This is a genomic window from Mesorhizobium sp. L103C105A0 (genome assembly GCF_000502215.1).
Classification (GTDB): Bacteria; Pseudomonadota; Alphaproteobacteria; order Rhizobiales; family Rhizobiaceae; genus Mesorhizobium.
The window spans coordinates 47,276-59,481 of record NZ_AYXF01000003.1; the positions used below are offsets into that span (position 1 = coordinate 47,276).

Genomic DNA, 12,206 nt, shown 5'->3' on the forward strand with positions numbered 1-12,206 from the left:
TTGGCCACGAGGACGGCGGACTACGACCGGCGAGGACGGAAATTCAGCGTTCAAAAAGCATCCGCCGGGTTCCACTTCTCGGCCTGTTGGCGGCGATTTGGACTTAGGTCCGATCCCGTCGCCAGAGGTCGGATTGCGGAACATCTGCCAAGGACCCACGTTCGGGGCTTGAGCACGGAGGTGCCGGCCGATCTCGAAGCGCAAGTTTCACGGGCAACTGTTGGGGAGTGTCGTAGTGCCGATTTCAAACGATATGGGCGACGAGTACCTGGAACTGGAATGTCCAAACTGTTCTCATGTCATCATAAAAAAGGGATCGTGGTTGAAGGTGATATCCAACTTCAACTGCACCCAATGCCATGCAAAAATCAGAATTGGTTATATGACCAAGCTCGCGCTTTTCGAGAAAAAAAGGCAAAGCATGAACCCGGCTGCGCAGTGAGCGTCCTGGCGGCCCGACAGTCGTTTGGGGTGGTGCGTTGAACCGTCGGGCCTGACCGGCCCGATGGCGGGGGAGCCAGGCCGGCTGGGTGAATCGTATACATTAGATCGTGCTTATCAAGCCCAAATACGCGGCGCGACATCGCCTGGTGACGCAACGGTGAACCCCGCGCCCGTATACGCGCTAGCAGGAACGTCGGCGGTCAACATGCCGCTCATTCGTAGAGAGTGCGAACAGCTTCATCAAACAGCTCCACCTCGGCTTCAACCTTTTCAGCCGCTTTATCGACCTTGTCGAAACGCTTCAGCATTCGATTGTGGAGCATGGACAAGCGTGCGGCATGGTAGACCACGCTGCGCTTGTAACCTTCAGAGTCGAGTGGTTCGAACAACATTGTCATGGCAGAAATCCTCAATGTTTTTCGTCCTGCAATCCTTCCCTAGTAAACCGCCAATTAACTCTTTCGTTCCGCTGGTGATGCGAAGGCGCCCGAATGAATAACTCGTTGCGCTGTCTCCAGACTGCACGAGCGTGCTTCGTCTGTCTGAGGTTAGGCCCCAAGGCTTGCGCTTGCCTCGCCTGTTCGGCTCATGCTGCGTCAGTCACGACATCGACGGCCAGCTTCAGTTCAATCGCTTTGGGCGTGAGTTGAATACCGGCGCTGCCAAGAATTGCCGAATGATCATCCTGCTGCGGTGGGACCGCCGAACCCGTCAGGAGCGACGAACCGAGCCGGCTTGGATAGTCGCCCCGCCGCAAGGACGCGAGCGGATCGAAGATCACGTCGGCAGGTGCTCTGCCCTCTCTGGGAAGCCGGCGCCGCGCACACTTACTGAAAAAAACCAAACAGAATAAGAGCGAGAAAGGCAAACAGCAGCGCTGCAGCCGCTAGCAACACACCTTTGTTGGAGCCCCGCCGAGGTTGAGGGTCAGCCACGAGTTTTTTCCGGTTTGGGAGTTCATCCATTGGAATTAATTTGCGGCTGCAAATTAGGTTCCGCTCATGCTTGAATGCCTACAATGCCGCACCACAGCGCCCTACAGGCCCACGACCTTCGCTAGCCCTAGGCGTATCCGCTGGCCTTCTGCAAAGGACAACGCGAACGATCCTGATTGAATGACCGGGCAATTTCCTGATCTTTCTCAACCACGCGGACGAACCATTCGCCGCAGGTTTCTGTCACTTCGACGCAAGGCACGGCCTTGCGAAATGGAACCACGTTATCCATCACAGCCGACCTACGAGCAATGGCAACATCGGTCTTATAAGGCCACCGAATTCGGGATTTCAATAAAAAAGTCGGTACGTGATCATGTAACTTACGGGATCAAGTAATTAGTGAGCAGCGGATCGCATTTGAAGTCCGCTAACGATCACCTATGTGCTCACCGAAGCATTGGGGCTCGGCCGACACGGTGATTTTGAACGCCTACGGCAATTCCTTCTCGGAGAGGTCGCTGACCGGCATGATGGCGCACTGGAGCAAGATGGCGAGCATGGGGCCCGGCTGCACGCTGCATGGACTTCGGAAGACGCTGGGGAAGTACTGGCCAAGGAGGGCGCGACCCCGAAACAATCGGCAGGCATTCTCGGCCACGACGACCTGGACCACGTAGAGCTTTACAGCAAGGACGGAGCAGGAGCGGCTCGCCGTGGATGGAATGGCGAAGCTTCTGAAGCGGTTTGTCTAACCCACTGTCTAACCAGGTTGTCTACCCTCGACGCAAAGCCTTGTGCATGAAGGCGACTGGTGGGCCCGGAGGGTGTCTAAAAATCGTTGATTTTATTAGTTTTTTCTTGGGCCAAAATCAGAAATCTTCCCGTATCGTTCCGTATGTTTCCCGTGACGCTATGAAGTCCACTCCAGCTAACCTCGTTTGAGAACGTTCTGAGGCACGCTCTAGAACGGCCGCAGTGGTGCGGGAAGCATTACGAGTTTTTGGACGTACCTGCTGAGGCAGTTGCTGCGTTCAAAGCTGCCTTGCCAAGGGCGTCTATTTTAACAGCCACATCCGCAATCGTTATGCAGTCCGGCTCGCGCCAGAGCGCTGACATCTGGAGACGCCGGGCTTGTGCAGGGATGGCCCGCGCCTGCTTCCGAGCGCGGGCCGACCATGATGAGTGAGGGGCCATCTTGGTCACCGGCAGGGACCGCTGANGCCCGCGCCTGCTTCCGAGCGCGGGCCGACCATGATGAGTGAGGGGCCATCTTGGTCACCGGCAGGGACCGCTGAGAACGAGCCGGGTGTGACCGAACAGCCTCGGAGCGGGGATGTTCCCGGCTGACCCAAAAAGGCCGAAGGGCGCAATTAGCACCGACTTAATTAGGTCCGGAAAATTTTAACGAATCGTTGACCGCGCTGTCCCAGAATAGGACGGCGCGGTCAAACCCCAACCTTGGCTGCGCAGGCGGCTTCGGCACTCAGTTCCCCCCCCGAGCTGTCGGAGCCGCCACCCACCCCACACTTATACCAGCAATGGTTGAATCAACCGTTACTGCACGTGCTTTCCATGGCGCTTCCCTGATCGTTAGACTTTGACGGATCAAACAGGGGATTCACAGATTCGGAGACTCGACCGATGGAAACGATCTTCGATGACGTCGGCAACGGCCTCAGAGCGCCCGCACAGACGCATGGCGCCCTGTATGCGCCTTCGCATCGACATGGCCGGCAAGCTGTTCCTTGACGTCGCAATTGGCCTGGGCCTTGGCTTTGGAATCGCGATCGCGGGTTAGACCCGACCTATCGGTTCGGGCGGTCCGTAGCCAAAGCGTTGTAGAGCACCAAACACGCCAGCAACGAAATGACGCTGCCCAGCAGGTCGCCTAGGGTCAGGCGGGAAAAATAGACAAGATCGAACGCCGGTACCGCCATCGCTCCAGCCAATCATGATTCGGGACACTGCCGACATTAACCGTTAGTCGGCGCTAATGTTCTGGTCTGGATAACCTGTTCAATCTTTTGGTTGAACTTGCGCCATTCGCCCACAATCCAAATTTGGGCGAAGCAATCAAGCTTGCGAATGAATACGCCTCCGGAGACGTCCCCATTGGCCAAGAGGTTTTCGACGCCATCGGAGCGTCGCGGAAAGAAATGATAGAGAGTTGGCGAAAGAGGCGGAATGCTATCCGGTCTGGCAAGCTCGCTCCCACACCACGCAACGGCATCCAAAGTACCGCGAGGAATAGGAATGGCTCAGGTCCGCAAGCGCACCCTGCCCTCCGGTGAGTTCGGTGGCTGGCAGACTACTTCGATGCCGGCGGCAATCGCCGCGCCAAGCAGTTCGACAAGCGCAAGGATGCCGACGCCTATCTGGTAAAGGTGCGACGTGACCTGCAGCTCGGCGTTCATGTCGCAGACAGCACCTCGATCACGATCAAAGAGGCATCGAAGCTGTGGCTGGAAAGATGCGACGCCGAAGGCTTGGAGCGCTCTACGCGCGATGCCTACGCCCAACACGTCAACATCCACATCGTGCCGCTGATCGGCGCCAGAAAGCTCTCGCAGTTCAACACGCCGCACGCCCACGCCTTCGCTGACGAACTGGCGAAGGATCGATCGCTTGCCATGGTCAAGCGCGTTGTGCGTTCGCTCGGCGCGATCTTCGTTGAAGCAAGGCGGCGTGGCTTGGCGGCGACAATCCGCTGTCGAACGCCAAGGTGAAGACGAACGATCGGCGAAAGTTGAAGCGGCCCGAGATCCGACCAAACCCGAGTTGCGGACGTTACTGGACGCCGCCCAAGGCAAGCACCGCGCCCTGATAGTCACGGCGCTATTTAGCGGCTTGCGCGCCTCCGAACTGCGTGCCTCAGATGGAACGCCGCCGACCTGAAGCGCGGCGTCCTCACGGTGAAAGGCCGCGTGGACGCATGGGGTGATTTCGGGCTTCCGAAGACTTCGGCCGCGAGCGCGACGTGCCGCTGGCGCCCATGGCAATCAACGCCCTGAAGCAGCAGCGCCTGGCCATTGCGAACGGTCCCGATGGCTTGGTGTTCCCCTCCGACGAAGGAACGCCGCTCGACCATCACAACATCCTTGCGCGCGTCTGGACGCCGATGCTCGTCGGTGCCGGCATATTCCGGCTCCACCCCACAAGGCTCGATCCCGAAGGCGATCCTCTCAAAATCGCCAAGTACGACTTCCATGGCCTGCGTCATGCAGCGGCCAGCCTGAGAAGCTATCGCCGAAGCGTGTCCAGACCATTATGGGGCATAGCTCGATCACGGTGACGTTCGACAACGGCGATTTGTTCGAAGAAGATGCCGCCGATCAGACGGCAGTTGCCGAGATCGAGGCCCGCGTGCTGTTGTAGCGGGAGATTGCAACACGACTGCAACACGAGGCGATTTTGCTAGGGACGGTAAAATCTGTCTCTGACTCTGTTAGAGTAGTCCTGGTTCGAATCCAGGTTCCCCAGGCAAACTGGACGACGCAAACGACGCAAACTGGACGCCGCAGACAACAATCAGGTTCACGGACATCCTGGTGAGCATTCGCATTGGAGCGGATAGATATCGTCGGCAAAAGAGGGTCCGAAAAGCAGCTCCCTCGTAGGAACGAAAAAAGAAGAGAAGCGGAACTTGCGTGTGCAGTATTTGCACACGAACCCTCATAAATATTTGATTTTGTTGATCTATCTTCCCTATCCATCATGGGTGCAATAGCCAGTCTATGATCTTGATTTTTCAGCATTTTTTCTTTAACATCAAATCGTTAGAGCAGCCCGAGTGCACGCGAATTTACGCCAGAATACGACCCTTTTCGCCACGTTTCGATCTCTCAGTGCACACGGAGCGCACACGAGAAAATGGCCACCTACACAAAACTCTCGTCCGGTTCATGGCGTGTCCAAGTCCGTCGCAAGGGTCGCTACGTTAGCGAGACCTTTCTGCGCCGAGACGACGCCAGGCGCTGGGCAACCTAAACCGAGCGCCAAGTCGATCGCGGTGAGACGCCGACCAAGTCCGTATAGCGCGCCTGAAAACTTTCGGCGAACCCATCGACCTTCATATCGACGACATGTGCGATGTAGGCAAGTCCCCTCGCCGCTCCAAGGCCGCAGCCCTCGATATGCTCCAAACATCTGGGGAAGTGCAGCATCGCCACCCTCGATCGCGAACGGCTCGTTCGCTTCGGTCGTGATCGAGCCGCCCAGGGTGCCGGACGATGAGTCTCGGTATCGACATCACCTAGGGAAAGTCGTTGAGCGTCGTTCCTGGATGATCTGCCTGGTCGTGATCGCGACAGCCGCTGGCGAGAGCCGCCAAACTCGCATGAGATTGTCTGAAGCGGAGGACCATCCATGGAAGGACCCATTTCGACCTATTTTGCATCGATTGAACCCGTGGCCCCCGACGTTTTCTGGACCGCTTGCTGCATCCGGCGCGGCATTTCAAACATCCCCACGACGTTTTGGCCGACGTTGCCCTGGACGCTCAGGAGAAGCGCGCCATTCTTTCGTCATGGGCATCGGATGCCTGCGCCGTAGAATCCGTGCCAGCGCTTCGCATGCTGCCGGGAGCGGGTGAACCGGTCAGCTTCGACACGATCATGGATGCGTTGCAACAGTTGGATCAATCGGATGAGCGTGCCGGTCCTGACTGCAGTGACAGCGCGGCAGTGGCCGCGTTCGTACCATTCGTCGATCGGATTTAAGGGCGACGTAGTTGTCTTGCACCATGGACCCGTCGGCGAGTGACCCCGCCGGCGGGATGGGTGTGGCATCGGTGCGTTCCCCCAGATTGCCGATGAAAATTTTCCTATTCTTGCTCTTGAAGGTGCAAGTCGCGATTCTAAATTGATGGTCGCCGGCAGCCTAATGGGGCCGGCAATACCAGGAGGCGGCAAGGCTCTTGGCGCCTTCTGTTGTCCATGTTGCTCAAAGGAGGATGTGGCTATGAAGACAAACCTCGATTTTACCCCTCTATACCGGTCCAGCATCGGCTTCGACCGCATGGTCGACATGCTTGAAAGTGCGAGCCGTGTGGCCTCGTTCGACAACTGGCCGCCCTACGATATCGCCAAGGTTGATGATGATCAGTATCGCATCACGATGGCGGTCGCCGGTTTCTCGCAGGACCAGCTGACCGTCACCCACCAGCCCAACATGCTGGTTGTGAGCGGGTCGCAATCCGGCGATGAGAACGGCCGGTATCTGTACCGCGGCATCAACGGGCGCGCTTTCGAGCGTCGGTTCGAACTGGCCGATCATGTCAAAGTCGAGGGCGCCAGCCTTGAGAACGGGCTGCTGAGCATCGATCTCAAGCGCGAGGTTCCCGAGGAGATGAAACCGCGCAAGATCGAAATCTCCAGCGGGGCTCCCATGCCGAAGATCGAGGCGCCCAAGGTCGAGACCGACAAGCTGGCCGCCTGAGCAATCCACCATGAAGGCTTTCGCTTGAGCCGGGCGTCCCGCCCGACTCAGAGACCTACAAAAGGAGAAAGACAATGAGCGTACGTGACTTGATCCCATGGGGCCGGGGCAACGGAAACTCGGCGCCCAGTCTCTTCCCCGACGGAGATCGAGACCCCTTCGTCTCCCTCCACCGGGAGGTAAACCGGCTGTTCGATGACGCCTTCCGCAGCTTTGGCGCCAGACTGCCGGCCTTCGGTCCCTCTTTCGCCGCCAGTTGGCCGAGTGTCGAAATCTCCGACACGGACAAGGAAGTCCGCGTCACGGCGGAAATACCTGGCCTGGACGAGAGCGACATAGAAGTCCTGCTGGAAAATGGGGCGCTCAAGCTTAAAGGCGAGAAGCGTTCCGAGACCGAGGACAAGGACCGGCAGTTCTCCGAGCGCTTCTACGGTCGCTTCGAGCGCCTCATTCCGCTCGGCTACGAGGTCGAAGAAGACAAGGTCAACGCCACCTTCAAGAACGGGGTGCTGACCGTGACGTTGCCCAAGACCGAGCGGGCGCAGGCGAAGGCCAAGCGGATCGCAATCAACGGGAAGAACTGACGGATGCAGTATGGGTGGCGGCCCTTACGGCCGCTGCCCGTGCGACCCTTCATAACGGGAGGGACAGGCAATGGAGACAGTTCAAAGCAGCGACAACATCAGGAACCCAACCAAGACGTCCGTCCGGCCGGACAATGACAATCGGCCTCGTCTAGACGGGCCGGCTTTGTCAATGGGACGGTCAGTGTTTCCGGAGGGCGCAGTGGCGCGGATCTACCAGCCCTGCCGCTCGGCCATGACCTCGGCAAAGCCCCACAGGGACTGGCGATTGGTCTTCGAACGCCGCACAGCCCCGTTCATCGAGCCGCTGATGGGCTATACCGGTGGCCGGGACACCCTGACCCAGGTTGAACTGAACTTTCCGACGCTGGAAGCGGCGATCCGTTATGCCGAGCGTCAAGGCCTCAATTACGTGGTGCAGGCGGCACCTCCTGCTTCCCCGGCCAAGATCAGGAGACAACATGTATCGGAGGAAAAACAGGCCTTTTCCGACCTGGTTTGGCAGCGGCTGCAGTTGGCTTGGCTCCAGGCAAGTCACGGCTATGGCGCCGGTGCACAGACAGCGCACATACAGACGGCGCTTTCGGAGCCCGAGACATTCTACGCCTCTCCGATGGAGGTCGTGGACGACCCGGTGCTCGCACCCGACGAGAAACGCGCCGTGCTCAAGAACTGGGCCTGGAACGAGTATCTGATCGACCTGGCCACAGCCGAAGGCATGCCGGAAAATGCACGCCCGTCGCGATTGGACGAGGTCGAACTCGCCTTGCTGGCCTTGGAAGTCCGAAACCGGGGCTTCCAGACCAGGACCAGCCCGGTGCACTCCCGGATAGCCGCATGATAAGGCAAGAAGGAACCCACGGATCGTCTTCGACGCCCAACGGACCATCCTGAACCTCTTCCCGCTTGCGGTCGCGGCAGCGGGCGGGCGAGCGCCGACAACTTTCCCAATGCGTGGGCGCCCGATTGCGCCTCGGCAGAACTCGGCCGAGTTGTTAGGATCGCGCTGATATGGACGCTCCAATGAATGGCGACAGAGGTTCCTATGTATCAATCCTTCAACGGCTCCGCCCATCCCCTGGCACCGAAAGAGATCGCGATCGCTGCCGTCCCCGAAGACGAGCGGGTCTGGGTCCCACAGGCGGAGGGCGTGTGGTTCCGACCACTTATGCTCAACACAATGCAGGGGCAGTGGTGCAATCTGCTCCGCGTACGCCGGGCCGGGATATTAAGCCGTCATCTGCATCCGGCCCCCGTGCATGGATATGTGATCAAGGGGCGTTGGCACTATCTTGAACACGACTGGGTGGCAGAGACCGGATCTTACGTTTTCGAGCCGCCCGGTGAAATCCACACGCTCACGGTTCCAAGCGACGTGCCCGAGATGATCACCTTCTTCAACATTTCCGGCTGCATGGTTTACCTGGACAAGGATAACAAGCAGATTGGTTTCGAGGACGTTTTCACCAAGATCGACATGTGCAGAAATCATTATGCGAGCGTGGGTCTCGGTAAGGATTTCGTCGATCAGTTCGTGCGGTAGACATCCGCCCGTTTGTCTTCCGCGCCGATGAGTTCGCGCTCCGCCACAGAGGCGAAACGAGGAGATCTTGGTGACCGATTCCATATGGGCCATGCCCTTCTTCGCGGGCAAGACCGTCGTCATTACCGGAGGCACGACAGGCATCGGAAACGGCATCGCCATGGCGTTCGCCGGGGCCGGGGCAATCGTCCACGCGACGGGGGCCACGGCCGCCGAGGTAGCGGCCGCTCGTGCATACGGCACCCCCGTCTCGTATTCAGTACTCGACGTCCGGGACATGACTGCGGTCGAAGGATATTCCAGTCAGTTCACATCCGTTGCAGCGCTCGTAAATTGCGCAGGGGTAAACCTGCGCGCCGCCGAATTCACTGTCCAGGGTTTCGAAACGGTGGTCGATATCAATCTCACCGGCTCCATGCGGAGTGCGAGCGCGTTCCGAGGGGCACTCTCGAACGGGGGCGCCATCGTCAACATCGCCTCGATGTTCGCGTTTTTCGGCGCGGCTCATGCGCCGGCTTACGCCGCATCCAAGGGCGCGGTCGTGCAACTTACCAAGTCACTTGCGATCGCCTATGCCGGGGATGGCATTCGCGTAAACGCATTGGCGCCTGGCTGGATCGAGACCGCCATGACCGCCGCGCCACGGGCCGATCCAGCTCGCAACGCGGAATTGATGAAACGCACTCCGATGGGTCGCTGGGGTACGCCGGGCGACCTGACTGGCCCCGCCTTGTTCTTGTGTTCGCCGCTCGCGGGGTTCATCACTGGGGCAATTTTGCCGGTTGACGGTGGCTATCTCATTGCGTGAGGCGTTGGCTATGCTGCGCGACCGATCTCCAAGCCTGTGTCGTCGAGATCAAGATCGAACGCGACCAATCGACCATGCCTGACCGCAATTGCCGCCACCAACTCCGCAAGCTCGCCATCCGTATGCTCGCAAAAAGCTGCCTGTTTCCTGACAATCGTGACCGCATCCCGGGTCGATACGACAGAGAACGGCCTCCGGGATCTCACGAATGATTCCGCAACCTCCGCGACGGATGAAGCTCGGTCAAAATTATCTTGCATAGTTGCACCTCTGTACGACGCTAGCCCAAGCTCGGCCCGCGCAAATTGTTCCCATTGGCCTAATGCAGCCTGGTTGGCATCCGGCTTGGGCTCCTTTGTGAGCGAAGGCCGGGAGCAACGCGACATGGCCGTCGCCGTCTGCCTTAGACAGTCGGCTGGACGCATTCGTCTCCGAATGCGGACACGGGGCCGGACGCCTAAAAACGAGGAGGATCAGATGTGTCCAAGCCGCTCGCCAAAGTTTCCGATCCTGGGACCACCGCAGTTCGGCGCAACAAGTCGCCGGGAGATCTGCTTGCTCGCGTTGATTGCGGTCGACTGACTCCTGGCTCATTCGCCGCCTCGCCGGCTGGCTCCGGTCGGCCGGCCTCGTCCGTCTTCGTCATCGCTGGCCGGCGGACGATCCAATCCACCAAACCGGCTTCGGTCTCCTCGCAGGCCACGAATTCGCGCACCAGACTTCGCGCCAGCTCGCGCCATTGACACTCGGGCACGTTCATCTCCGCGATCAGATCTCGGCATGCAGCGCGTATGATGTCGGCATCGAAGGCTGACACGGCGACAGGACCACGGTCTGCATTCTTTGCTCGAGCAGTGTCGTCGCCCTGACGTTCGCGAAAGCGCCTCAGCACCTCGCGCGATGCGGCGATCGCTTGTCGGGTTTGACTCATAGCCTCGTAAAATCCAACTTCGCGGACCAGTGAGCGGTGCCGCGATAGAATGAAGTCCTCCATAACCGCATGCGCAGTGTCCGTACGCGTTGCAACCATCGCCGCCTCCCTGCAGGCGCACCCAATGCTTGCAGCTTCTGCCGGTGTTCGGGCGGCCGCCTGCATTTGTCGTGTCGCTGCTATGATCGCGTGAGTTAAAGCCGGTGAAGCGTCGCTGCAATTACAAATGTAAGTGTGGCATCCGATAAGCGGTATGCCCGCTGGCTGCGGCGGCGGCGAATTCGTTCTTCAGACGGTCGAAGTCTTCCTGTCGAAGGGCTCTCCGCGTTGCCGGAACGAGGAATCAGGATCCGGACAAAATGCATGCGGCCGTGCCGCCGTTCAGGGGGCGCTATTGGCGAAAATCCGCCAATTTGCGCCAGTCGAAGACAACGCCCACTCCAGGCTCGTCGGGTGCTATCGCCAAACCATCCTGAAGCCTAAGCGGCTCGGTGGTGTAAAGGTCAATATCGAAACTATGCGCCTCCACCCAGCCGGCATTTGTCTGACCTGCAACGAGACTGACATGAAGTTCCTGCATCCCGTGACTGCAGACCGGAATGCCAGCCTTGCGTGAGAGCGCTGCCACGCGCAGCCAGCCTGTGACCCCGCCGCAGTTGGAGGCGTCGGGTTGGATGTAGCTGAGATTCGACCAAGCGAAGGCATGCTCGAACTCCTCGATGACATGCAGGTTTTCTCCCATTGCCAGGGGCATTCCGGTCGCCTTGGCAATGCTGGCGTAACCCTCATAGTCGTCGGGTATGATGGGCTCCTCGAACCACAGCAGATCGTAGGCGGCGAATGCTCTCGCTGCCTCGATCGCTCGCGGGACGTCGAGCGCGTAGTTAGCGTCAACCATAAAGGTGACATGAGGTCCTATGCGCTCGCGAACTGCCTTCACCCGGGCCACATCCTCGGCCAGGTCGTCCTTGCCGACCTTGATCTTCACCCCGGTGAAGCCGCCATTGAGGTAGGAATCGATGCTGGCCAAAAGCTGATCGAGGGTAAAGTTTAGGTCGATGCCGCCGCGATAGGCCTTGGCGCTCTTCCCGGCCCCGCCCGCCATCTGCCAAAGCGGCAGGCCGCTACGCCGGCCCTTGAGGTCCCACAACGCGATGTCGATCGCCGAAATCGCGAAAGAAGCGATGCCGCCGCGCCCGACATAGTGGATGTGCCAGAGCATGCCGTCGTAAATCGTGTCGATCTGCGTCGTGTCGCGAGCCTTGAGGAACGGCGCGAGGTCGTGATCGATCATTGCCTTGATCGCATAGCCGCCCCTGCCGCCGGTGTAGGTGTAGCCTGTGCCCTCGGTGCCGTCGGCAAGCCTCAGCGTGACGGTGACCAGCTCGAAATGCGTGTGCGCGCCGTGCTTGGCATCGGTCATCACCTCACGCAGTGGGACCCGGAACAGCCGGGTCTCGACTTCCTTGATTTCGGTGCGGCTCATGCTGCGCTCCATTCAGGTTTTTTCATCGGACCATAA

Annotated in this window: 13 protein-coding genes and 1 pseudogene; 9 read left to right on the forward strand and 5 right to left on the reverse strand. The window is 59.2% G+C overall.

From position 1 onward, the window contains the following. Nucleotides 1–279: 279 nt before the first annotated feature. Entirely contained in the window at nucleotides 280–483 is a 204-nt protein-coding gene (locus tag X727_RS01000000164600) for a hypothetical protein (RefSeq protein ID WP_155921622.1), read from the forward strand. A 173-nt stretch (nucleotides 484–656) separates the two neighbouring features. Here the strand turns inward: X727_RS01000000164600 and X727_RS18745 are convergent, their stop codons facing one another. From X727_RS18745 to X727_RS1000000168490, 3 genes are all read right to left on the reverse strand, one after another. Next, complete coding sequence (locus tag X727_RS18745; RefSeq protein ID WP_023681021.1) at nucleotides 657–842, reverse strand: hypothetical protein; 186 nt, start codon at nucleotides 840–842, stop codon at nucleotides 657–659. 188 nt (nucleotides 843–1,030) lie between these two features. Beyond that, nucleotides 1,031–1,225 (reverse strand): hypothetical protein, encoded by a 195-nt coding sequence (locus tag X727_RS153840; protein ID WP_023697124.1) that lies wholly within the window; start codon nucleotides 1,223–1,225, stop codon nucleotides 1,031–1,033. Nucleotides 1,226–1,506: 281 nt separating this feature from the next. Next, nucleotides 1,507–1,671 carry a hypothetical protein gene (locus X727_RS1000000168490; protein ID WP_245274153.1) on the reverse strand — a complete coding sequence of 55 codons (165 nt, stop codon included), beginning with the start codon at nucleotides 1,669–1,671 and terminating at the stop codon, nucleotides 1,507–1,509. A gap of 2,095 nt (nucleotides 1,672–3,766) precedes the next feature. Here X727_RS1000000168490 and X727_RS1000000166300 point away from each other — a divergent pair. The 8 genes and pseudogenes from X727_RS1000000166300 to X727_RS153810 all read left to right on the forward strand — a co-directional run bounded on the left by X727_RS1000000166300 (nucleotide 3,767) and on the right by X727_RS153810 (nucleotide 9,753). Then, complete coding sequence (locus X727_RS1000000166300; protein WP_023824840.1) at nucleotides 3,767–4,108, forward strand: hypothetical protein; 342 nt, start codon at nucleotides 3,767–3,769, stop codon at nucleotides 4,106–4,108. Nucleotides 4,109–4,374: 266 nt separating this feature from the next. Beyond that, entirely contained in the window at nucleotides 4,375–4,674 is a 300-nt protein-coding gene (locus X727_RS1000000167890) for a hypothetical protein (RefSeq protein ID WP_155923315.1), read from the forward strand. 1,073 nt (nucleotides 4,675–5,747) lie between these two features. Next, nucleotides 5,748–6,100, forward strand: a pseudogene (locus X727_RS1000000165570) (hypothetical protein). Nucleotides 6,101–6,341: 241 nt separating this feature from the next. Further along, the gene (locus X727_RS153830) at nucleotides 6,342–6,818 is read left to right on the forward strand and encodes an Hsp20 family protein (RefSeq protein WP_023743380.1); all 477 of its coding nucleotides are present in this window, start codon (nucleotides 6,342–6,344) and stop codon (nucleotides 6,816–6,818) included. A 74-nt stretch (nucleotides 6,819–6,892) separates the two neighbouring features. Then, a complete protein-coding gene (locus X727_RS153825) occupies nucleotides 6,893–7,402 on the forward strand; it encodes an Hsp20/alpha crystallin family protein (RefSeq protein WP_023682476.1) in 510 nt (169 codons plus the stop codon). A gap of 172 nt (nucleotides 7,403–7,574) precedes the next feature. Beyond that, nucleotides 7,575–8,243, forward strand: a complete 669-nt coding sequence (locus tag X727_RS153820) for an NADH dehydrogenase ubiquinone Fe-S protein 4 (protein WP_348524526.1) — start codon at nucleotides 7,575–7,577, stop codon at nucleotides 8,241–8,243. A gap of 204 nt (nucleotides 8,244–8,447) precedes the next feature. Beyond that, entirely contained in the window at nucleotides 8,448–8,945 is a 498-nt protein-coding gene (locus tag X727_RS153815; RefSeq protein ID WP_155923557.1) for a 2,4'-dihydroxyacetophenone dioxygenase family protein, read from the forward strand. Nucleotides 8,946–9,015: 70 nt separating this feature from the next. Then, nucleotides 9,016–9,753 (forward strand): SDR family oxidoreductase, encoded by a 738-nt coding sequence (locus X727_RS153810; RefSeq protein ID WP_245265786.1) that lies wholly within the window; start codon nucleotides 9,016–9,018, stop codon nucleotides 9,751–9,753. 457 nt (nucleotides 9,754–10,210) lie between these two features. Here X727_RS153810 and X727_RS1000000166310 read toward each other — a convergent pair whose 3' ends face one another. Next, nucleotides 10,211–10,783, reverse strand: coding sequence for a hypothetical protein (locus tag X727_RS1000000166310; RefSeq protein WP_196814988.1), 573 nt, complete (start codon nucleotides 10,781–10,783; stop codon nucleotides 10,211–10,213). Nucleotides 10,784–11,075: 292 nt separating this feature from the next. Beyond that, a complete protein-coding gene (locus X727_RS153795) occupies nucleotides 11,076–12,170 on the reverse strand; it encodes a mandelate racemase/muconate lactonizing enzyme family protein (RefSeq protein ID WP_023745094.1) in 1,095 nt (364 codons plus the stop codon). Between the last annotated feature and the right edge of the window lie 36 nt (nucleotides 12,171–12,206).